This window comes from Rhizobium sp. SG_E_25_P2, from assembly GCF_029892285.1.
GTDB lineage: Bacteria > Pseudomonadota > Alphaproteobacteria > Rhizobiales > Rhizobiaceae > Rhizobium_E.
Map to the genome: position 1 here is coordinate 122288 of NZ_JARXVM010000015.1, position 22517 is coordinate 144804.

The following is a 22517-nucleotide window of genomic DNA, read 5'->3' on the forward strand; positions in this document are numbered from 1 at the left end:
ATATCCATGGAAAAGTAAAAAGGCCGGGAGTGGTTCCCGACCTCTCATCAATCCGTCGCCGCGTCGCTGCTGGCGCGAGCCAGCCGGCGGCTAAGGATGAGAATCAAGCCGCGCGCAGGTTGTCGGCGGCATTCTTGCCGGAGCGACGGTCACGGACGATGTCAAACATCACCTTCTGACCTTCAACCAGGCCGGAAAGGCCCGAGCGCTCGACGGCGGAGATGTGCACGAACACGTCGTTGCCGCCTTCTTCCGGTGCGATGAAGCCGAAGCCCTTGGTGGTGTTGAAGAACTTGACGATACCAGTGTTCATGACGATTTTCCTTTCAAATCGCAGGTTGTCCCATACGGCTAGTCGAACGGGCTATCGAAATTGAGAGGAAATCTGAAAGAGCGCGTCGTCTCGGCCAAAGGTCGCAAGCAAGTATCGATCCCGTCCATATATGCCGAACGCGCCCGAAGATCAACCCCGGCTCTAAACACCTGGTTTGAGGGTCGCGAGGCCGCCAATTGCGGCCCGCCAGCCGATTTCGCGCATGGTTTAACTGTGATGGATTCACAGGAGATTCGGCAAATAATCATAACGAAATTGGTATGGATGGACTAAAAGTTTTTATTTGTACCTGTGGCGGCTTTCATCAACTATGCCCGGAGGAGAAGCGCGCGCCGGCAAGAGGATGCCTTTGGCGCGATGCAATGGCCTTGGTGGGGGTTTTTCGTCGCCCGACGCCCCATCCGCCACGGTCGCACATGTGGAGGAAACCATGCAGCGCACATATCTCGCGGCCGGAATCTGCGGCCTTGTCTTGTCGATGTCATCAGGCTCCGCCATGGCGGCGGAGGTCGTTCTGAAACTCCAGCATTTCCTGCCGCCGCAGGCGATGATTCCCAGCGCGGTGCTGACCCCCTGGGCGGAAAAAGTGGAGAAAGAGTCGGGCGGCCGCATCGATGTGGAAATCTATCCGGCCATGCAACTCGGCGGCAAGCCGGGCGACCTGGTCGATCAAGTGGCCGACGGCGTGGTCGACATCGTCTGGACCGTCACAGGTTACACGCCGGGCCGGTTCCCCAAGACCGAAGTGTTCGAATTGCCGTTCATGGTGACCACCGGCGAGGCTACGTCGAAGGCCTTCCAGAAATATTATGAGAAGAACCTGAAGGATGAACTGGCCGATTTCCATGTGCTGGCCGTTCATGCGCATGGGCCGGGCCTGATCCACACCATCGCCTCCAAGCCGGTCGAATCCGTCGAGGCCATGGCCGGATTGAAATTGCGCGGCACATCGAAAGTCGTCAACAGCATGCTGGAGGCCATGGGCGCATCGGCCGTCGGCATGCCGGTCACCGCCGTGCCGGAAGCGCTGTCCAAGAGCGTGATTGACGGTTCGGTGGCTCCCTGGGAAGTGACGCCCGCCATCAAGGTTGCCGAACTTGCCCCCAATCACACCGAATTTTCGGGCGATCGCGGCCTCTATACTGCGGTCTTCCTGTTCGCCATGAACAAGGACAGCTACGAGGCGCTGCCCGATGATCTCAAAAAGGTCATCGACGACAATTCCGGCCTGCCCCTCGCCACCAAATTCGGGGCGGCCATGGATGCCGGCGATGTGCGCGGCCGCGATATTGCGGTCAAGGCCGGCAACAGAATCATCACGCTGGATGATGCGGAAACCGCCAAATGGCGCGAACTCGGCGACAAGGTGGCCGCCGACTGGATCGAGGAGATGAACGGCAGGGGATTGGACGGCTCGGCGCTTTACAACGACGCCATCGCCTTCATCAACGAAAGCGGACAGTAAGCTGGTTGCGGCTTGCCCTGGTTTCGGCTCGCAGCGCGTGTGTTGCAAGCGCGGCGAGCCGAATGGCGACGATGACGGGTATCGGCGTTGTGATGGAGACTGACCGACTACGCATCATCAGGCTCTACAGAGCCGCCTTCAGGAATATTGTCTTGAATACACCCTAACTCAGAGGAAGATCATGACAACGATGGCGCGGCTGGCGCAAGCCGTTTCACATGCCGGCGTGCTGTTCGGAGGCTTTTGTCTTCTTGCTGCGGCGTTGCTGACTGGCCTGTCTATCGCCGGCGGGCTGACCATCCGGCCACTGCCGGGAGAGATCGAACTGGTCGAGGCGCTGTGCGGTTTCGCCGTCTTCGCCTTCATGCCCTATTGCCAGCTGCGTCGCGGCCATGTCGGCGTCGATCTGTTTGTGCAGCCACTCGGGCGCGGGGCGATGAAATGGACCCAGCTTGCGGGAGATCTGGTGATCACGGCGTTGTTTGGGCTCGTTGCATGGCGCCACGCCATCGGCATGTTCGACAAGATCCGCAACGGCGAAACCACGCCGCTGTTGCTGCTTCCGATCTGGTGGGGCTTCGCCATCGGCCTGATCTTCCTGGTGCTCGCAACCCTGGTCAGCCTCTACACCGTCTTCGTCGACATCGAGGACATCCGCAAAGGCCGTGATGGCGAAGCATCCTTCGGAGGACATGTATGAGCGGCGTCGAAATCGGACTCTGGTCCTTCCCTGTCCTGATCCTGCTCATTTTCCTGCGCGTGCCGATCGGCGCGGCCATGCTGGGCGTCGGCGTTGTCGGGGCGTGGATGGTCACCGGCAAATGGACGGTGATTCTCGCCCAGATGAAGGCGGTGGCGTGGAACACCAACGCCAATTACTCGCTGTCGATCATCCCGCTCTTTCTGCTGATGGGCCAGTTCGCCGCCCGCGGCGGCCTGAGCCAGGCGCTGTTCAACGCGGCGTCCGCCTTTCTCGGCCATCGCAAGGGCGGCGTCGCGATGGCGGCGATTGGCGCCTGCGCCGGCTTCGGCTCGATCTGTGGCTCGTCGCTCGCCACCGCCGCCACCATGGCCCAGGTCGCCCTGCCGGAATTGCGCGCCAAGGGCTATTCCGGCGGTCTCGCCACCGCCTCGCTGGCCGCCGGCGGCACGCTCGGCATTCTCATTCCGCCGTCGGTGGTGCTGGTGCTCTACGCCATCCTCGCCGAACAGAATATCGCCAAGCTGTTTCTCGCCGCCTTCGTGCCGGGCATCATCGCGGCGGCGTCCTATCTCGTGGTCGTGGCGATCTATGTGCGCTTTCATCCGGGCTCGGCCGGGTCTTCCCCGCGCCTTCCCTGGGCAGAGCGCATCCCGGCGCTGATCGCCGTATGGCCGGTGGCGCTGATCTTCTTCCTGGTGGTTGGCGGCATCTATCTCGGCTGGTTCACGCCCACCCAGGCCGCCGCCATCGGCGCGGCCGGAACTGGCCTCGTCGCCTGGATGCGCGGCGGGCTGGCCGGCGGCGCGCTGATGCAATGCCTCAAGGAAACCGCGGTGTCGACCGGCATGATTTTCTTCATCGTGCTCGGCGCCACCGTGTTCAATTCCTTCCTGGCCTTTTCGCGGCTGCCGCAGATGGGCGCGGAATGGGTGACGGCGCAGGGCTTTGCGCCGATGACGGTGCTGATCATCATCCTGGTCCTCTATATCGTCTTCGGCTGCATCATGGATTCGCTGTCCATGATCGTGCTGACCATCCCGATCTTCTTCCCGATCGTCACGGCGATGGATTTCGGCATGACGCCCGAACATTTCGCCATCTGGTTCGGCATTCTGGTGCTGATGGTGGCCGAGATCGGCATGATCACGCCGCCGGTGGGGCTCAACCTGTTCATCATCTCGGCCATGGCCCGCACGGTGCCGATCCGCGAGACGTTCAAGGCCATCACCTGGTTCGTCTCCGCCGATCTCCTGCGCATCGTCCTGCTCACCGCCTTTCCGATCATCAGCATCTTCCTGGTGTGAGGGACTGCGAACACGGCGGCGGCTTGAAAGTAGGGCCAAGTAGGCTTATTCTGGATCGGATAGAGACCCGGAGAGACGTGTCGCCATGATGTCCGTGCATGATGCGTTACAGGCTTGGCAGGATGGCGACATCACCGCGTCGCGCGCCATGGCGTTGTCGGGCGCGCGCAACGTGATGGAACTTTATACGCTCGCCAATTCTTGCGGGGTGGATATCCGGCTGCAGCCGACCGAAGCGGAGGCCCGCGTCGTCGATGCCTTGTCGCGCGCAATCGTCGTCCGAATGCAGGATGAGGACCGTGACCCCGGAGGATCCGGGGTTCGCGCAGCGTGATCAGCTATCGGCGGATACCCGTCAATATCGTCATCGTTGACAGCGGGCCGCTGATCAGTCTCGCAGCAGTCGATAGACTGGATCTTCTCGACAGTTTCTCTCGCCCTGTCACCGTATCCGATGTGGTTGCAGCAGAATGTCTCCGTTATCCGGAAAAGCTGGGCGCCAACCGGCTGACCGAGTGGTTCAGAGCGTTCGACGGCAAGCGCTTCCGCGTGATGGACACGCCGCTTCTCCCGCTCTGGCGCGATGCTGTCGCAGAGGAAGAGGGCGGATCCGATCATTTGCCGTCCAAAGGCATTGGCGATGCATCGATCGCCTGGCTTCTGCATGAACTGCCGAGGCTCAACCCAGGCGACGAACTCGTCCTGGTCTTAACGGAGGATGCGGGCCTTGGAGACGGACTCATTCGCGGCCTCGGCCCGCAATTCTATCTGCTGTCCACGCGCATGTTGCTGAAGACACTCGAAAATTTTGGGGTAATCTCGTCGGCGGAAACATTGTTGAGCGATATCGCCGCCGCGGGACGATCCGTTTCTCGATATGCCGTCGATCGTCCAGGCCGACTGGAAGGCCAGAGAAAATCGTCCTGGACTGATCCTCTCGTCGACGGAACATCCGGTAGAGAAGGAGAGTAGCGGCGACGACATATCGCCGCTACCTATCACTCTCGTTAACCTCACCCCTGAAACACCTTCCACCGCGCCGGCCGGAACGTCACCGCTTGCCCCTTGCTCACCTGCGCCTCCAGCGGAACCTCGATCTCGATCAGCCGGGGCTCGCCTTTGATCCCCACATCGAGTTCGATGATGCGCGTGCCGGCCAGGCGGCGCAGACCGGTCACGGTTCCGGTCACGCCCGCGCCTTCGGAGACCAGTTCGGCGTCGGCGGGGCGGAAGAACAGCTGCCCCGGGCCGTCCGCCGAGGAGGCGATGCCCACGGGCGCGCCATTATAGAGCGTCTGGCCATTGGCGCCCGCCACCGGCAGCTCTACACTGTCGCCGATGAAGGAGAAGACGAAGGGCGAGTTGGGCCGGTCATAGACGTCGTCAGACGAGCCGATCTGCTCGATCTTGCCCTGGCTCATCACCACCACGCGATCGGCCAGCTCCAGCGCTTCTTCCTGGTCATGGGTCACGAAAATGGTGGTGTGGCCGGTGCGGTCGTGGAAGTCGCGCAGCCATTTGCGCAGTTCCTTGCGCACCTTGGCGTCGAGCGCGCCAAACGGCTCGTCGAGCAGCAGCACGCGCGGCTCGATCGCCATGGCGCGGGCCAGCGCGACGCGCTGGCGTTGTCCGCCCGAAAGCTGGTTGGGATAGCGCTTTTCAAGCCCGGTCAACTGCACCATGTCGATGAGTTCGAGCGCGCGCCGGCGGATCTCCTGCTTGGGCGGACGCGTCGCCTTGGGCCGCACCGTCAGGCCGAAGGCGATGTTGTCGAGAATCGTCATGTGGCGGAACAAGGCGTAGTGCTGGAAGACGAAACCGACATTGCGCTCCTGCACTGGCTTCCACGAGGCGTCTTCTTCGCCGAAGAAGATGCGGCCGGTGGTGGCCTGCTCCAACCCGGCGACCAGGCGCAGCAGCGTGGTCTTGCCGGAGCCGGAGGGGCCAAGCAGCGCGATCAGCTCGCCTGAGCGGATGTCGAGCGATACGTCATGCAGCGCCGGGAAGCGGTCGAATTCCTTGCGGATGTTCTTGATACGGATTTCCATGGGTGGTGAACCTTAATGCGAGCCATTGCCGCCGGCGATGCCGTGCGAAAACCAGATTTCGAGCACGGTGCGGACGACGAGGGTGAAGAGGGCGAGTAGGGCGAGAAGCGAAGCCACGGCGAAGGCGCCGGCGAGATTATACTCGTTATAGAGGATCTCGACATGCAGCGGCATGGTGGTGGTGACGCCGCGGATATGACCCGAAACGACCGACACGGCTCCGAATTCGCCCATGGCGCGGGCGTTGCACAGCAGCACGCCATAGAGCAGGCCCCATTTGATATTGGGCAGCGTGACCCGGAAGAAAGTCTGCCAGCCATTGGCGCCGAGCGTGATGGCGGCTTCCTCTTCCGAGGTGCCCTGTTCCTGCATCAGCGGGATCAGTTCGCGCGCCACGAAGGGGAAAGTCACGAAGACGGTGGCGAGCACGATGCCGGGCACGGCAAACAGCACTTCCACGCCATTCTCCTTCAGCCAGGGGCCGAGAACGCTGCTGGAGCCGAACAGCAGCACATAGACCAGACCGGAAATGACCGGCGACACCGAGAACGGCAGGTCGATCAGCGTGATGAGAAAGGCCTTGCCCTTGAATTCGAACTTGGCGATCGCCCAGGAGGCGGCCACGCCGAAGACGAGGTTGAGAGGCACGGCGATGGCCGCGACCAACAGCGTCAGCCGTATGGCGGCCATGGCGTCGGGGTCGCTGAGAGCCTCGACATAGGTCTCGAAACCATTGCGGAAGGCCTCGGTCAGCACGGCGACCAGCGGCAACACGATGATCAGGCCGAGATAGAAGGCGGCCATGGTCATGATGCCGATTTTGGCGCCCAGGCTTTCGCTGGCTGGCGAGCGCCATGTGCGGCTCTTGGAGGAGGAGAGGGCGTCAGACATTGGCGTATCTCCGCGTCCAGGCTTGCAGCAGGTTGATGGCGAACAGCATCAGGAAGGACACGGCCAGTATCACGGTCGCAATCGCGGTCGCGCCGGCATAGTCGAATTCCTCGAGCTTGATGGTGATGAGCAGTGGGGCGATTTCCGAGACGAAGGGAATATTGCCGGCGATGAAGATCACCGAGCCATATTCGCCCGCCGCCCGCGCGAAAGCGAGTGCAAAGCCGGTGAGAATAGCCGGGGTCAGTGATGGCAGGATCACCAGCCGGATCGCTTGAAGCCGGCTCGCGCCGAGCGTCGCTGCGGCTTCCTCCACTTCCCGGTCGATTTCCTCGATCACGGGCTGCACCGTGCGCACCACGAAGGGCAGGCCGATGAAGATCAGCGCCACCACGATGCCGGCGGGCCCGAAGGCGATCTTGATGCCGAAGGGCTCGAAGAACTGCCCCACCCAACCATTCTTGGCGTACAGAGCCGCGAGCGAAATGCCGGCCACCGCCGTCGGCAGCGCAAAGGGCAGGTCGACAATGGCGTCGACCACGCGCTTGCCCGGAAAGCGGTAGCGCGCCAGCGCCCAGGCGATCGGAATGCCGAAGATGACGTTGACCAGCGCGGCGATGAAGGCCGAGCCGAAGGAGGTCTTGAGCGCGGCCAGCGTGCGGCCGTCGGCGAGCAGCGCCAGATAACCGTCAACGCCGATCGCGGCGGAGCGCAGCACGAGACCGGCGAGCGGAATGAGAATGATGAGCGCGAGCCAGGCGACAGTGACGCCGAAACTGAGCCCGAAGCCCGGTATGACGCTGTGCCGCCTGAATCCGATCCTCTCGGTCAGTGGTTGGTTGGACATGGACTTCCCCGTTGTGTGAGGCAGGAGCAGGCTTTGCCCGTCTCCGAAGTTTGTTTTTTGTTATGTGTGAGAGAGGGCTGGAATTCGTGGCCCCTCGGTCGTGCGGTGAATGGCGTGCAACGCCCCTCATCCCCCTGCCGGGACCTTCTCCCCGCGCCTGCGGGGAGAAGGAGGATGTGGCAAAGTTGTCGCTCCATCGCCCTTCGCCCCGCTCGCGCGGGGAGAAGGTGGCGGCAGCCGGATGAGGGGCTGGGCAAAACCTCACCCCCTCCAATCTCCCCTCTTGAGGGGGAGATGCCCGGCAGGGCAGAAGGGGGTGAACCCACCCTCCGACCCAACGACTTTAGTTCGCCGGCTGGTAGATCTTGTCGAACACGCCGCCATCGCCGAAATGGGTCGGCTGCGCTTTCTTCCAGCCGCCGAATAGCGGATCGTCGATCTTCACGAGTTCCAGCTTCGGGAATTTCGCCACGAGATCGGCCGGCGCGAGTTCCGGCTGGAACGGGCGGTAGTGATGTTTGGCGGCCAGCGTCTGGCCTTCCTTGGTGTAGAGATAAGCGAGATAGGCTTCTGCCACTTTGCGGGTGCCCTTGGCGTCGACATTGCCGTCGACCACCGCCACCGGCGGCTGGGCGAGGATGGAGAGGCTGGGGGTGACGATCTCGAAGCCTTCATCCTTGAATTCGTCGAGCGACAGATAGGCTTCGTTTTCCCAGGCGATCAGCACATCGCCGATGCCGCGCTGGGCAAACGAGGTCAGCGCGCCGCGCGCGCCGGTGTCGAGCACCGGGGCCCGCTTGTAGAGATCCGCGATATAGGCCTTCACCTTGGCCTCGTCGCCACCGAATTCCTTGTTGGCCCAGGCCCAGGCGGCGAGATAGTTCCAGCGCGCGCCGCCAGACGTTTTCGGGTTCGGCGTCACGATCTGCACATCGCCCTTCACCAGATCGCCCCAGTCCTTGATGCCCTTGGGATTGCCCTTGCGCACCAGGAAGACGATGGTCGAGGTGTAGGGCGCGGAATCGTTGGGCAGGCGGGTCTTCCAGTTGGCCGGGATCTTGCCGGTTTTCGAAGCGATCGCGTCGATGTCGCCTTCCAGCGCCAGCGTCACCACATCGGCTTCGAGACCGTCGATGACAGCGCGGGCCTGCTTGCCGGAGCCGCCATGCGATTGCTTGACCGACACATCCTCGCCGGTTTCCTTCTTCCAGTGAGCAGCGAAGACCTCGTCGAATTCCTTGTAGAATTCGCGGGTCGGGTCATAGCTGACATTGAGCAGCTGCGTTTCAGCGAAGGCCGGCGCGATGCCGCCGGCAGTGAGCGCGAGGCCCATGGCGACTGCGACGGCGCGGGATGCGAGGTGGCGGCGTGTGAGAGAGTAAACCATGCGTTCGTCCTCCTAATCGACGGAATGCATAAACCCTATTAAATTGGTGTATTAAGTCAATTCAGTTCCGATCGGAAAGCAAAGCCAGACGCGGTTTGACCGCAATTTTGTTGTTTCAGGGTTCAAAAACCGGCGATTGTTGAAACAGGATGCGGGGAAAAGCGCGTATCGCGAGAAATTTATTCCGGCCTGCGGGCCAATTTCGGGCCAGGAACCCGGTTCGGACTCATGCGCCGCGATAATGGCGCGGCAACAGGGGTGGGAATGCGTCCTCATCAGCTTTTTCGCCGAAAGCGCGGAATCAAAGAGATATTTGCTCCCGGCTTGGGAAGAGAGGGAAACGCATTTCTGTCTATTTCCGCGATGAATTGCGATTATCGGCGCAATCGGAATTCAGGACCAAAGACATGACCATCATGAATCTCTCGCAGGAAGCGCAGTCGCTCAACGACAAAATGGCCGGGCTGGATCTGGCGGAGCGCCTGTCGCTCGCCGCAAGCTTGGGCGGTCGCGTTGTGTTCACGACCTCGCTCGGCATCGAGGATCAGGTGATCACCCATGTCATCGGCCAGAACCGTTTCGACATCGATGTGGCGACGCTTGAGACCGGCCGTCTCTTCCCGGAAACGGTGGCGCTGATCGCCGACACCGAAGCCCGCTACGGCATGACCATCAATCGCTACTTTCCGCTCAAGGAAGATGTCGACGCCTATGCGGCGCAGTATGGCCTCAATGGCTTCTATGACAGCGTCGAGGCCCGCCACGCCTGCTGCGGCGTCCGCAAGGTCAAGCCGCTGGCCCGCGCACTGACGGGGGCTTCGGTCTGGATCACCGGTCTGCGCCGCGGCCAGTCCGGCAACCGCGCCGACACGCCCTTCGTCGAATATGACGCCGAGCGCAATCTGCTCAAGATCAATCCGCTGGCCGACTGGGACATCGAGCGCATCAACTGTCTTGTGACCGACGAGGCGGTGCCGATCAATCCGCTGCATTCTCGCGGCTATCCCTCCATCGGCTGCGAACCCTGCACCCGCGCCATCAAGCCTGGCGAATCTGAGCGCGCCGGCCGCTGGTGGTGGGAAAATGACGAAAAGCGCGAATGCGGCCTGCATGTGCCGGAAGCCGCGCTGCCCTCGCTCAATTCGAGCGAGCTTTAATTCGGCGTCGAACCGCCCCTCATCCGGCTGCCGCCACCTTCTCCCCGCGCGCGGGGAGAAGGGCGATGGAGCGCCGGCCTTGCCACATCCTCCTTCTCCCCGCAGGCGCGGGGAGAAGGAGGATGTGGCAAGGGGGATGAGGGGCGGTTCTCGCCCTTGCTATAGGAACCCGATCCCGGGAAAAGGTAGACAAATGCACATTTCCGAATTCGACGCTCACACCAAGGATGCGCCGGCGCGCCAGCCGCTCGATCCGCATCTGAAGGCGCTGGAAAACGAAGCCATCCACATCTTCCGCGAGGTCGCCGGCGAGTTTGAAAAGCCGGTCATGCTCTATTCGATCGGCAAGGATAGCTCCGTCCTCCTGCATCTCGCCCGCAAGGCCTTCTATCCCGGTCGCGTGCCGTTTCCGCTCCTGCATATCGACACCGGCTGGAAATTCCCCGAGATGATCGCCTTCCGAGACGCCACCGCGGAAAAGTTCGATCTCGACCTCGTCGTCCACATCAATCCGCGCGGCGCGAGCGAGGGCATCAGCCCGTTCAGCCATGGCTCGGCCTATCATACCGACGTGATGAAGACGGAAGCGCTGCGCCAGGCGCTGGACGCCGGCAAATACGATGCTGCCTTCGGCGGCGCCCGTCGCGACGAAGAAGCCTCCCGCGCCAAGGAACGCATCTATTCCTTCCGCACGCCCGACCATAAGTGGGATCCGCGCAACCAGCGCCCGGAACTGTGGAACATCTATAACGGCATGATCCGCCAGGGCGAAAGCGTCCGCGCTTTCCCGCTGTCCAACTGGACCGAAGTCGATATCTGGCGCTACATCCAGGCCGAAAACATCGAATTGCCGCCGCTCTATTTCGCCAAGAGCCGCAAATTCGTCGAGCGCGACGGCATGCTGATGTGGGCCGAAGATCCGCGCTTTGAAGCGCTGCCGGGCGAACAGGTGCAGGAAGCAAGCCTGCGCTTCCGCACGCTGGGCTGCTGGCCGCTCACCGGCGGCATCCGCTCCACGGCGTCCACCCTCGACGAGGTGATCGCCGAACTCGAAATCGCCACCGTCTCCGAACGCCAGGGCCGCGCCATCGACCGCGACCAGGCCGGCTCGATGGAAAAGAAGAAGCGCGAAGGATATTTCTGAGATGACCGCTCCCTCCAATCTCGCCGAACAGGCGCTCCTCAACGCTGACAGCCATGCCGGCCTCCGTGATTCCCGTCCGCTGCGCTTGATCACCTGCGGCTCGGTCGATGACGGCAAGTCCACCCTGATTGGCCGTCTTCTCTGGGACACCAAGGCCGTCAAGGAAGACCAGGCCGCCGCGCTCAACCGCGACAGCGGCAAGCAGAACGATCTCGGCCTACCGGATTTCGCCCTGCTGCTCGATGGTCTGCAGGCCGAACGCGAACAGGGCATCACCATCGATGTCGCCTATCGCTATTTCGCCACCGACCGCCGCTCCTTCATCGTCGCCGACACGCCCGGCCATGAGCAATACACCCGCAATATGGCGACCGGCGCCTCCACCGCCGATCTCGCCGTGCTCTTGGTCGACGCCCGCACCGGCCTGCTCGAGCAGACCCGCCGCCACGCCACGATCGCGACCCTGATGGGCATTCGCCAGTTCGTGCTGGCGGTCAACAAGATCGACCTCATCGGCTATGACAAGGCGGTCTTCGACAAGATCAGCCACGACTTCAAGGAACTAGCGCTGTCGCTCGGCGTCCGTCAGGTCACCGCCATTCCGCTGTCGGCGCTCAAGGGCGAAAACGTCGTCTATGACGGCCGCGCCTCCATGCCCTGGTATGAAGGTCCGACCATTGTCGAAGCGCTGGAAAAGGCGCCCGTCCGCTCGGCCCAGGCCACCGGTTTCCGCATGAGCGTGCAGCGCGTGTCGCGTCCCGGCGAAAGCTTCCGCGGCTATCAGGGCACGGTTTCTGGCGGCGCGGTGAAGCCCGGCGATTCCATCGTCATCCTGCCCTCGGGCATGATCGCCAATGTCTCCAAGATCGTCACCTTCGATCTCGTGCGCAACGCGGCGGTGGCCGGCGATGCGGTCACGCTGGTGCTCGACCGTCAGGTCGATATCGCCCGCGGCGACCTCATCGCCTCCTATGACGCCCAGCCGATGATCGGTCTCGCCTTCGACGCCCAGTTGGTGGCGTTGCAGCCCGGCGGCATCCAGCCCGGCAAGCGCTACTGGCTGAAATCAGGCTCGCGCCGCCAGCGCGTGCAGGTCGAGCCGATCTCCAAGCTCGATCTCAAGAGCGGAAAATGGGCCGCCGCCGAGAGCCTCGACATGAACGCCATCGGCCGCGTCCATCTCGCCTTCGACGAGCAGGCGGTGTTCGACGCCTATGAGCAGAACCGCTCGACCGGCGCCTTCATCCTGATCGATCCCGACACCAACAACACGGTGGCGGGCGGCATGATCACGGCCCGCCGCAGCGAAGTCTCCGCCATCCATGGCGATGACGCCCGCGTGCTGGTGTCGCTGCCGGCCGATCTCGCCGATCAGCTGCTGACGGGTGAAATCTTCGCCGCCCGCCGCGACGACGTCGAAATCCGCCGTCTCACCGCCGCCCAGGCCCGCAAGGCCATCGACAGCGCCGAGGAATAAGACGCCCTCTGCGGACAAATGAAAAGGGCGCCCCTGCGGCGCCCTTTTTCGATTCACACTGGATCACGCCTTCCCCACTTTGCCCCAGAAACCACTCTTGCGGCCATGCGCCTTTTGCAGCCCGAGCACATAGGCGGCGTGCCCTTCGAGCCCCAGCCGAGAAACGACAGCGTCGTCCAGCCGTTTCGCCAGGACGCCCAACTGCGCCAGATGCCGAGCCCCGTGGCCATAGGCGCTCGAGCGCCCCCGATCCAGAATGTCGTCGAGAAGAGCCCTGTAGAGGATGGTGGCGGCCAGCGGATGGTCGTTTTCCAGCGTCTCGGCCACCTCGGACAGGATCTCCCAATAGGCGCCGTTCCATTTTTTGGCCTCGCGCTCCACCAGTGCGGCGGCGAGATCCAGCCGCGGCCAGCCGGCGAGGAAATAGAGCGCCCGGTAAATCTGCTTGACCGACATGACATGGGCGAAAGCGCGGTCGAGCGCCGCGAATTCCTCGAAATCGCCGAGTGCGGAGATATAGGCGCTGAGCGCGCCCGGATCGAGCGTCGCCTCGAACTGTTTCCAGCGCAGAGCCTGCGCCGCCTCCTTGTCGCCGAGCGCATCGAGGATGCGCGCCTCCAGTTGCGCGCGTAGGCCTGAATCCAAGTCCATGACCATGCCGCCCTCGGCGGCGTCGGCCAATCGCATCACTTTCAGGCCGCCCTTGGGCGTCTTGCGCGCCCAGACCAGCGCCTCCTCGGCGCGGCCCGCCGATAGCAACAGTTCGGCGACAGCCAACGGCTCCTGCCGGTGTTCGGGCAGGCCTTCCTCGATGGCGATCAGCGTGTCGATGTCGCCGAGCTTCAGCGCGATCAGCTGGCGGATTTCCGAGGTCTGATGTTCGACCGGATCGTAGTCGAAGCCGCCGCGTCCGGTCTTCTTCGCCTTTTGCTTGGCGAGGGGAACGAGGACCTTGTCCCACGCCCGGAGCACCGCCTCGGGCAGATGCGGCAGAACCGCCTGCGCCGCGTCGATCAGATAACCGTGGTGGCTGTCGATCAACGCCGCCTGCATCCGCTCGGGCAGACGCGCGGCGTCCTCGGGGCCGAGCTTTGGCGCGAGGACTCCGATCTGCTCGATCGCAAGCCCATACACCGCCTGAATGCGGCCGCCGCTGTCATCGATCCGCTCATAGACGCTGATATGGGTTCCCGCAAAGCGCAGAAGCCGCTCGATGGCCAGCGTGGCGGAAGCGGGCGCGAGTTCGCTGGTGATTGTGTCGACGATCACCTGCAGGTCTTCGCGGAACGCCCGCTCCTTGTTCCAGTCCACATAGCTCTTGGCGCGTTCCAGCCCGTCCAGTCGCTTGTCGATCAGCTTGGCCACCGCCTCCGGTCCCTTGGCGCCGGCCAGCGCGGCCTTGACGAGCTTCTTGAACGCGGCGTCGCGCCCGCATTCGTCCAGCACCAGCGCCGCGAGTTTGTCCAGACCCAGTTCCTTGAGACTCTCGATGGTGAGTGTGGCTGCCCGCGCCATAACTGTCTCCCAGTTTTTCTCGGTTTTGCCCGAACCAGGCGGACCTTCGCAAGAGTGTTCGCCGAATTTTGATTATTTCAGAGCTCGTTAAAGTACTTCAATTTCTTGCGTGTACATTAGAATTAAGCAACCTAGGATACTGTATATGCTTCGTCAGTTTATCAATTCCAGAGACGGGAATTTCGCGCTTCTTTTCGCCATCGTCTTCGTGGCGCTTGTCGGCGCGGTCGGAGCAAGCATCGATTATGCTCGCGCCTACAATATCCGCAGCGAGATGCAGACGGATATCGACGCCGCCGTCCTGTTCGCCGCCAGCAAGATGGAGGATTTGAGCGAAGACGAACTCAAGGCGGCGATCCTCAAATGGATCGCGGTCAACACCAGCACCCAATCGAGCGTCGACATGACCGACGAGGAGCTGAAAAACAACGAGGCCTATACCGCCTCGGCCGATCTCATCGACATCGATTATGACGCCTCCACCATCACTGCCACGGTGACGGTCGCCGTCCCCACCACCTTCATGCGCATCCTCGGCGTCGACAGCGTCAATGTGTCTGTGTCGAGTCAATCCACGGTCGGCGGCGACAGTTCCTATATCAATGTCTATATCGTGCTCGACAAATCCGCTTCGATGCTTCTTCCTTCCACCACGGCGGGCCAGACGACGATGCTGAAGAAAGCGAGCTGCGTTTTCGCCTGTCACACCGGCAACAACTATTCCATTGCGGTGGCCAACAATGTCACGCTGCGCACCGATGTGCAGCTTGACGCCGTCGAGACGCTGCTCGACCTGATCGACGACGGCGACGCCACCGAAACCTATATCAAGGTCGGCGTCTATACGCTCGGTAGCGCCACCACCGGATCGAGCCTGCTCACCACGAGTTACAAGACCGCCAATGGCGTGCATGTCGTCAAGGCGCCGACGCTCGATCGCGACGCCATTCGCACGCTGTTGACCTCATCGAGCGAATTGTCGTCCTCGACATCCTATGATTCCACCGATTTTCGGGCGCTTGAGGATCTCGCCACCACTGTAGGCGAGGGCGGAGATGGCACGACATCGGCCTCGCCCAAGAAGATCGTCATGCTGATCACCGACGGCGCCCAATCCAGCAAGGGCTTCATCACCGCCAGCAAATATTACACCTATATCACCCCGATGAACCCGTCCTGGTGCGACGCGATCAAGAACAACGATGTGACCATGAGCGTGCTCTATACGGAATATCTCTCCGAGAGCAATTCAGAGTATAACGCCACGCTGGCCAAGACCATGTCGTCGAGCGTCTATGTCTCCGTCTGGAGCGGCACGCTCGCCTCCGCCAAGGCGAGTTCGGTGCGGCGTGACTATATCGAAACGGCGCTTACAGCCTGCGCCTCGGATTCGGATTATTTCGTCGCCGCTGATTCCGCCTCCGAGATCGAAAGCGGCTTTTCCAGCCTGTTCACCACTTATGTCTCCGATGTCAGATTGAGCCAATGACGCCAATGCCCGGCTGCGCCCGCCATATCCGTCTGAGCGGCTGATTTTCGGCGCGTCGCCGGCCGTTTGTCGAATTATGCGCCCAGAATTGGGACTGTCCGACGTCATCTCCCGTCTTGCAGCGCCCTGCGCGCTGTGATCATCTCACATTAGGAACATGTGACATATCGGGGGATGACATGGCGGCGCCGACAGACACGCTGTTTTCAACGCAATGGCATTTGCACAATTCCACGCCCGGGCAATTCGACCTCAATGTGCTCTCGGTCTGGAACGCCTATACCGGCGCGGGCGTCAAGGTCATGGTGATCGATGACGGGTTCGACCATGACCACGATGATCTCACCGCCAATTTCGATACGGCGGCGGACCGCGACTATGCTGATTTGGACGACGACGCTGCGCCAGCCTCGTCCACGGACAACCATGGAACGGCGGTGATGGGCATCATCGGCGCCGCCAAAAACGGCGTCGGCGTCGTCGGCGTCGCCTATGGCGCGACCATGATCGGCGCCCGGATCAGTTATGATGTCACTGCGGACAAGTGGCGCGAGCAATTCGTTTCGGCGCTGGGCGACGCGGTGGAGCAGGGCGTCGGCGTCATCAATATGAGCTTCGGCGGCGCCGGCGATTACGACTCATTCGATGGCGCGTCCAATGTGGCGCTCATGCATGCAGCCCTCGAAGATGCGGTGGCCAATGGCCGGGACGGTCTCGGGATTGCGCTCGTGAAGTCTGCGGGCAATGAACGATTGGACAAGATCGACGTCAATCACAACCAGTCCGACAACGACAGCCGCCAGATCATTGTCGCCGCCGTCAATCGCGACGGAACGGTGTCGGAATATTCGAGTTACGGCGCGCCCATTCTCGTCGCCGCCTTCGGTTCGGGTTTTGACGGCGAAGTGGTGACCACCGATCGCAGCGGCGCCGACGGCGACGACACCGACGCCGGCGCTGATGGCGACTACACCATGACCTTCAACGGCACGTCCGCCGCCGCCCCTATGGTGTCGGGCGTGGTGGCGCTGATGCAAGACGCAAATGCCGATCTCGGCTGGCGCGACATCCAGACCATTCTTGCGATCAGCGCCCGCCATGTCGGCTCCGATGTGGGCGGCAGCATCACAGGTTTCGAGCGCACCGGCTGGAGCTGGAATGGCGCGACGAACTGGAACGGCGGCGGCATGCATTATAGCCTCGATTACGGCTACGGTCTGGTCGACGCGCTGGCGGCTGTCAGACTGGCCGAGAGCTGGACCGCTCAATCCACCAGCGCCAACCAGGTCTCCACCTCGTTCGATCTGCTCGATTCCTCGATTGACCTGCCGGACGGCGATCTGGTTGGAACCACTTTGACCGCCGATGTCGCCGCCAACCTTCTGGTCGAGCGAGTGACGGTGACGGTGAGCCTCACCGCGTCCTTCGACCAGGATTTCCGCTGCTATCTCACCGGGCCGGACGGCCAGAGGCAGGAACTGATTGCCGATGCGGGCTATGGCGATGCGATCAACGGCAGCTTCACTTTCCACGCCCAGGGTTTTCGCGGGTTGTCGAGCCGGGGCGACTGGAGCGTGACGCTTGTCGATGACGGCTTCGGCGACGCGATATCGGTGTCCGATGCGGTCGTGAGCCTGTTCGGCGCTGAGGCAGGCAAGAATGACGTCTACTACTACACCAACGAATTCTCGGATTTTATCGCCAGCCATGCCAAGGCGCTGACCGACAAGGATGGCGGTGTCGATACTCTCAACGCCGCCGCCGTCTCCTCTGCCTTGACCCTCGACCTCGCCACGGGCAAAGGCCGCATCGACGGGGTGGCGGTCACCCTCAAGGGCGTCGAGAACATTTTGGGCGGCGACGGCGCCGACCGGCTGACGGGGTCGAAAGCCGCCAATGCGCTCGACGGCGCGCGCGGCGCAGACCTGCTGACCGGCGGGGCGGGCCGCGATGCGCTGGATGGCGGGGCGGGCTCCGACCGCTTCATCTTCCTGGCCAAAACCGACTCGACGGTAGGCAAGAATCGCGACGTGATTTCCGATTTCACCGGCGCCGATCTGATCGATCTCAAGGCGATTGATGCGAGGCAAGGCTCCGGCAACGACGCCTTTCGTTTCATCAATGGCCAGGATTTTCATGATCGCGCCGGCGAACTTCATGCGGTCAGGATCGACAAGTCCGGCAAGGCCAATGACCTGACGCTGGTCGAGGGCGACATCAATGGCGACGGCAAGGCCGATTTCCAGATCGCGCTCAGCGGCCTGCTGAAGCTGACCGCGAGCGATTTCGCGCTCTGAACCGGGCAGCCCCCGGCCGCCGGGGCCTTGCCTTTGCCCCGCCGCCTGCTTACACAACCGGTCCATGCGGGCGCGGCCCGCGCTGGTGAGACGGGCCCGGATCATGATCGTATCGCATAAGCACAAACTGATTTTCCTGAAAGCCCGCAAGGTCGCCGGCACCTCGCTGGAAATCGCCCTGTCAAAATATTGCGACGGCGACGACATCATTACCCCGGTGTCGCGCGCCGACGAGGCGATCCGCACCCGCCACGGCTTTCAGGGCCCCTGCAATTTCAATTTCGGCTGGGCGCGTCTGTTCGTGAAGGACATGAGCGAGGAGCCGCGGCTCGGCAAATACTGGCTGCCGCTCAAATATTACAACCACATTCCCGCCAGCCTCGCCCGCCGCCGGCTGGGCGCCAAGATCTGGAACGACTACACCAAGCTCTCGGTGGTCAGAAACCCTTGGGACCGCGCCGTGTCGATGTTCTTCTGGAAGAGCAACAAGAAGACCGACAATCCCGACATTTCAGGCTTCACCGATTTCCTGATCGAGAAGAAAGCCTATATCGCCTCCAACTATCGCAACTATATGATCGGCGACCGCGACGTGGTGGATGTCTATATCCGCTATGAGCATTTCGAAGACGACATGCGCCGCCTCGAGGCCGAAAAACCCGGCCTTTCAGGCCTCTGGGACACGATGACCGAAATCCACGCCAAGGGCTCCACCCGCAACCGCGCGCTGACCACCCAGGACATCTTTGCCGCCCACCCCAAGGCCGACGCCCTGATCCGCGAGATCAACGGCTGGGAAATCGAGAAGTTTGGCTACAGTCTGTAAGGGGAGGGGCGCTTTGCGCCAAAAACGAATGTGTCCAGAGACACGTTCGCACAGAGCGTCTGTCAGCAGAGCCAAGTTGATCGGGACGGACAGAACCCGTTGATTCAGACCGCGACCCCCACCAGCGCGCCAATGCCCGCCGTCAGCGCCATCGCGAATGCGCCCCAGAATGTGACGCGCGCGGTGGCCTTCAGCACATGCGCGCCCCCGGCCTTCGCGCCGATTGCGCCAAGCAGGGCGAGAAACAACAAGGATGCGATCGAGACTGCGTAGATCAATATCTCGGCGGGTGAAAGCACGACCATAAGCAGAGGCATGGCGGCTCCGATTGCGAAAGTGGCGGCCGAAGTCAATGCCGCTTCGATCGGGCGGGCAGCCATATGGTCGACGATGCCGAGTTCGTCGCGGGAATGCGCGTCAAGGGCGTCGTTGGCGGTCAATTGCCCTGCAACCTGTCCCGCCAGATCGCGGGTGAGGCCGCGCTTGATGTAAATCTGCGTCAGTTCTTCAAGCTCGGCCTCTGGAAGCGTCTCAAGCTCCATCCGCTCACGCGCCAGATCCGCCTGCTCGGTGTCGGCCTGGGAGCTCACCGACACATATTCGCCGGCGGCCATGGACATGGCGCCGGCCACAAGACCGGCGACGCCTGCGACCAGGATTTGCTGGGTGTTCGCCGACGCCGTGGCCACGCCCATGATCAGGCTAGCCGTCGACACGATGCCGTCATTCGCGCCGAGAACGGCTGCCCGGAGCCAGCCGATGCGCGATACGAGATGATTTTCCGTGTGCGGACGGCTCATGACTTTCGCCTGATCACGCCATCGAGGCGCGCTGCCGCTGCGACAGTGTTCGAGATCGTGCCATATTTCCGGACATTCTTGTGCAGCAGTTCCAGCCGCTGGTCGCTTTCGACGGTGTCGATGACGAGTTCATAGTCGACAGAAACAATCTTGGGAGGCGCGTCCTGCCGGATCGCATGAAGACTGACCTCTACGCCTGAAAAACTGAAGTCCAGCATGGGAGCCACGCGCTCGATGCCCTTGATCATGCAGGCGGCGATCGCCGCCAGCAGCAACTCGGCGGGATTAAAGGCGTCGGGAGACCCCGCGAGCCCCGTGTCCAACCTGACTTCCGCCATCTTGGCATTGGCCACACTGGCCTCTCCATCGATCCTGCGGGCCGCAATCCGGTATTCCAGCATATTGGTTTTCCGTTTGATGAGAGTGACAGATGGCCTGTGGCCAATACCCTACCACGCGCCGCAGGGACCTGCTTGACCTCAATCAAGACAGGCCAGGATGTTGCTCGATCGAGACGCCGCTTGCGCGCTCTGTGGATCCGACGAAATTGCTGCTGTGCAACGGCGATGCGGAACGTTCTTGCTGTGCTGCTGTTGCAATCGCGGAGTCCGAAAGGAAATTTCATGAGACGTTACACGATATCGACGTCTGTATCCGCTATGGGGCCAACCGGATTTCGACCCCGGCCAATTGCTATGAGTTTGATCGGACAGGGGGACACGTCGCGTTCTCTGTCATCCGCGCAGTTCGTTGTGGGTCTGATGTTTGGCCCGCTGATAGCTTGGACTTCCGTCACTTCCTCCTATGTCGAAGGCTTCTCAAACCGCCATCGACAACGGGGCATGTCGGAAAGTCGGAAACCGGTGGTTTTCCTGCTCTCCAATCGCAATTCTTTTTGATGATGAATCATGCAACGATTGTTGTCTGAACGTGTTACGTTCGTCTCGTCGAGCTAGCCCGCCCGGGTTTTTCGGCTCGCTGCCGAGTTATGACTTGCTCCGTGAGTCTTCGGCCCTTGAGGGCCTGTTGTGTCTAATCCGCCAATTGTTCATTTCGAAGCGGCGAGCACGCTTGCGGTCGTGGTCTCCTCCAACGAGCCTCTCCTCTTCCTGTCTGACGACTTGAGAATCATTGCGGCGAGCGCATCCTTTTGCCGCGCGTTCGACATTGACCCCGCCTCCGTCCCGCGTCGACAACTCGGCGAACTTGGACAGGGGGAATGGGCGATGCCGAAGCTTGCGTCGCTGTTGAAGGCGACGGCATCGGGCAGCGCCAATATAGACGCCTATGAACTTGACCTGATCCGACCGAACCAGACGCCTCGGCAACTGGTGGTGCACGCGCGAAAGCTCGATGACGGCGACGTCGATCACATCCGATTGCTTCTCGCCATAACCGACGTCACGACGCTTCGCGCCGAGGCGCGACTGAAAGATGATCTGATCCGCGACAAGGCCATCCTGCTGCAGGAGGTCCAGCACAGGGTCGCCAACAGTCTGCAGATCATAGCCAGCGTCCTGATGCAGAGCGCGCGGCGGGTTCAGTCGGAGGAGGCGCGCGGCCATCTTCAGGACGCGCGGCAGAGGATCATTTCCATCGCCACCCTTCAGCGTCAGCTCTCCACATCGCCGGGCGGCAGCGTTGAACTTCGAACTTATTTCAACCAGCTTTGCCAGAGTCTCGGCGCGTCAATGATTGCCGAGCCGAGCCGGCTGGCGATTCATGTCAGGGTCGACAACAGCATCGTCGCGGCGGATGTATCCGTGAGCCTGGGCCTCATCCTGACCGAACTCGTCATCAACGCCCTCAAGCACGCCTTCCCGGACGAGCGTTCCGGCAAGATCATGATTGATTACAGGTCGTCCGGCCGGGACTGGGCGCTGTCCATTGCCGACGACGGGATCGGCATGCCCGTCGGCCACAGCGTTCCGAAGGCGGGATTGGGGACAGGTATCGTCGAGGCGCTGGTCAAGAATCTCGATGGGCGGATTCAGGTGACTGACGCTGGTCCGGGAACGATGGTCACCATCAGTCATCGCGAAACGGCTGATCTCGATGCCGATTTGTCCAAAGCGGTGTAGGAACAAAATCAGGCCAATAGACTTACATCTGAGCCTCACCCTTAAACACCGAGTGAAACATGAAGAACGGCAAACCGGTGGTCCTGGTCGTAGAGGACAGCCCGATGATCAGAATGGGCGCCGTCGATCTTGTGCTGTCGGCAGGCTACGAAGCGCTGGAAGCTGGCGATACCGACGAAGCAATCCGCATCCTGGAGTCGCGGAACGATATCGACCTGGTGTTCACCGATGTTCAGATGCCCGGGACAATGGACGGTGTCAAACTCTCCCACTACATCCGCAATCGTTGGCCGCCGATCAAACTCATAGTCGCGTCCGGCGCAGCCATTCTTGAAGAGAGCAGCCTTCCGTTCGGGAGCAGGTTTTTCATGAAACCCTATGATGATCACACCATAATCGATGCGATGGCGCTGTTGCTGTCGAGCGATGACTCGCAAGCGAGTCTAACGATGCCTCGGTCAACGGACGTCAGCGACGTCTGAAAGAAAGACCTGCGGCGTTCGGCCAATATCGAACATGGCCGGAAGAGAGTGGTCCGGCTGCTTTCGTCCCAGGCATTCTCGACGAGGCGACACCACTTCTGGCCACGTTCACATGCGCAGGCCGTTAGGCCGACATCCCCCCCAACAACGAAAAAAGGCCGGGTCGCCCCGGCCTTCAGACCGCTGACAAACCCGCCGTTTTTCCCGGCGGGTTTTCGCGTTTTTTGGTCTGCTCGTTCAGGTGGTGTTTTCGGGGATGGGATGAGGCGA

General features: G+C 61.8%; 21 protein-coding genes. 13 read left to right on the forward strand and 8 right to left on the reverse strand.

Going from position 1 to position 22517, the window contains the following annotated elements; all coding sequences use genetic code 11:
- Positions 1-103: 103 nt before the first annotated feature.
- Positions 104-313 (reverse strand): cold-shock protein, encoded by a 210-nt coding sequence (locus M2360_RS19810; RefSeq protein WP_137157719.1) that lies wholly within the window; start codon positions 311-313, stop codon positions 104-106.
- Between the two features lie 451 nt (positions 314-764).
- Between M2360_RS19810 and M2360_RS19815 the strand changes: the two genes are divergently transcribed.
- From M2360_RS19815 to M2360_RS19835, 5 genes are all read left to right on the forward strand, one after another.
- Positions 765-1799: a TRAP transporter substrate-binding protein gene (locus M2360_RS19815; protein WP_280777033.1), complete on the forward strand. Its 1035-nt coding sequence runs from the start codon at positions 765-767 to the stop codon at positions 1797-1799.
- 181 nt (positions 1800-1980) lie between these two features.
- Complete coding sequence (locus M2360_RS19820) at positions 1981-2499, forward strand: TRAP transporter small permease (RefSeq protein WP_280777034.1); 519 nt, start codon at positions 1981-1983, stop codon at positions 2497-2499.
- Positions 2496-3806, forward strand: coding sequence for a TRAP transporter large permease (locus tag M2360_RS19825; RefSeq protein WP_280777036.1), 1311 nt, complete (start codon positions 2496-2498; stop codon positions 3804-3806). Before M2360_RS19820 ends, M2360_RS19825 begins: the two co-directional genes overlap by 4 nt.
- 85 nt (positions 3807-3891) lie before the next feature.
- A complete protein-coding gene (locus M2360_RS19830) occupies positions 3892-4140 on the forward strand; it encodes a hypothetical protein (protein ID WP_280777037.1) in 249 nt (82 codons plus the stop codon).
- Positions 4137-4778, forward strand: a complete 642-nt coding sequence (locus M2360_RS19835) for a hypothetical protein (RefSeq protein ID WP_280777038.1) — start codon at positions 4137-4139, stop codon at positions 4776-4778. The genes M2360_RS19830 and M2360_RS19835 overlap by 4 nt, the downstream gene beginning before the upstream one ends.
- 41 nt (positions 4779-4819) lie before the next feature.
- Here M2360_RS19835 and M2360_RS19840 read toward each other — a convergent pair whose 3' ends face one another.
- The 4 genes from M2360_RS19840 to M2360_RS19855 form a co-directional block, all read right to left on the reverse strand.
- Positions 4820-5854: a sulfate/molybdate ABC transporter ATP-binding protein gene (locus M2360_RS19840; RefSeq protein ID WP_280777040.1), complete on the reverse strand. Its 1035-nt coding sequence runs from the start codon at positions 5852-5854 to the stop codon at positions 4820-4822.
- Between the two features lie 12 nt (positions 5855-5866).
- Positions 5867-6745, reverse strand: coding sequence for a sulfate ABC transporter permease subunit CysW (cysW, locus tag M2360_RS19845; protein WP_280777041.1), 879 nt, complete (start codon positions 6743-6745; stop codon positions 5867-5869).
- The gene (cysT, locus tag M2360_RS19850; RefSeq protein ID WP_280777042.1) at positions 6738-7592 is read right to left on the reverse strand and encodes a sulfate ABC transporter permease subunit CysT; all 855 of its coding nucleotides are present in this window, start codon (positions 7590-7592) and stop codon (positions 6738-6740) included. Before cysT ends, cysW begins: the two co-directional genes overlap by 8 nt.
- 343 nt (positions 7593-7935) lie before the next feature.
- Positions 7936-8925 carry a sulfate ABC transporter substrate-binding protein gene (locus M2360_RS19855; protein ID WP_280777062.1) on the reverse strand — a complete coding sequence of 330 codons (990 nt, stop codon included), beginning with the start codon at positions 8923-8925 and terminating at the stop codon, positions 7936-7938.
- Positions 8926-9386: 461 nt separating this feature from the next.
- Here M2360_RS19855 and M2360_RS19860 point away from each other — a divergent pair, with 461 nt between their 5' ends.
- The 3 genes from M2360_RS19860 (at position 9387) to cysN (ending at position 12757) form a co-directional block, all read left to right on the forward strand.
- The gene (locus M2360_RS19860; protein ID WP_280777044.1) at positions 9387-10136 is read left to right on the forward strand and encodes a phosphoadenylyl-sulfate reductase; all 750 of its coding nucleotides are present in this window, start codon (positions 9387-9389) and stop codon (positions 10134-10136) included.
- 193 nt (positions 10137-10329) lie between these two features.
- Positions 10330-11280, forward strand: a complete 951-nt coding sequence (gene cysD / locus M2360_RS19865) for a sulfate adenylyltransferase subunit CysD (RefSeq protein WP_280777045.1) — start codon at positions 10330-10332, stop codon at positions 11278-11280.
- 1 nt (position 11281) lies between these two features.
- Positions 11282-12757, forward strand: a complete 1476-nt coding sequence (gene cysN / locus M2360_RS19870; RefSeq protein WP_280777046.1) for a sulfate adenylyltransferase subunit CysN — start codon at positions 11282-11284, stop codon at positions 12755-12757.
- A 63-nt stretch (positions 12758-12820) separates the two neighbouring features.
- Here cysN and M2360_RS19875 read toward each other — a convergent pair whose 3' ends face one another.
- On the reverse strand, positions 12821-14272 hold the full coding sequence (locus M2360_RS19875; RefSeq protein ID WP_280777047.1) for a DUF6880 family protein: 1452 nt from the start codon (positions 14270-14272) through the stop codon (positions 12821-12823).
- Positions 14273-14417: 145 nt separating this feature from the next.
- On the opposite strand from M2360_RS19875, the gene M2360_RS19880 reads away from it, so the two are divergent.
- From M2360_RS19880 to M2360_RS19890, 3 genes are all read left to right on the forward strand, one after another.
- Entirely contained in the window at positions 14418-15761 is a 1344-nt protein-coding gene (locus tag M2360_RS19880) for a pilus assembly protein (protein WP_280777048.1), read from the forward strand.
- Positions 15762-15940: 179 nt separating this feature from the next.
- Positions 15941-18058 (forward strand): S8 family serine peptidase, encoded by a 2118-nt coding sequence (locus M2360_RS19885; protein ID WP_280777049.1) that lies wholly within the window; start codon positions 15941-15943, stop codon positions 18056-18058.
- A gap of 103 nt (positions 18059-18161) precedes the next feature.
- Positions 18162-18884, forward strand: a complete 723-nt coding sequence (locus tag M2360_RS19890) for a sulfotransferase family 2 domain-containing protein (protein ID WP_280777051.1) — start codon at positions 18162-18164, stop codon at positions 18882-18884.
- Between the two features lie 104 nt (positions 18885-18988).
- Here M2360_RS19890 and M2360_RS19895 read toward each other — a convergent pair whose 3' ends face one another.
- Both M2360_RS19895 and M2360_RS19900 read right to left on the reverse strand, forming a co-directional pair.
- On the reverse strand, positions 18989-19684 hold the full coding sequence (locus M2360_RS19895) for a VIT family protein (protein WP_280777052.1): 696 nt from the start codon (positions 19682-19684) through the stop codon (positions 18989-18991).
- Entirely contained in the window at positions 19681-20085 is a 405-nt protein-coding gene (locus M2360_RS19900) for an OsmC family protein (RefSeq protein ID WP_280777054.1), read from the reverse strand. The genes M2360_RS19895 and M2360_RS19900 overlap by 4 nt, the downstream gene beginning before the upstream one ends.
- Positions 20086-20712: 627 nt before the next feature.
- Here M2360_RS19900 and M2360_RS19905 point away from each other — a divergent pair.
- A complete protein-coding gene (locus M2360_RS19905) occupies positions 20713-21765 on the forward strand; it encodes a histidine kinase dimerization/phosphoacceptor domain -containing protein (protein ID WP_280777055.1) in 1053 nt (350 codons plus the stop codon).
- Positions 21766-21824: 59 nt separating this feature from the next.
- Positions 21825-22247, forward strand: a complete 423-nt coding sequence (locus tag M2360_RS19910; protein WP_280777057.1) for a response regulator — start codon at positions 21825-21827, stop codon at positions 22245-22247.
- Positions 22248-22517 lie beyond the last annotated feature (270 nt).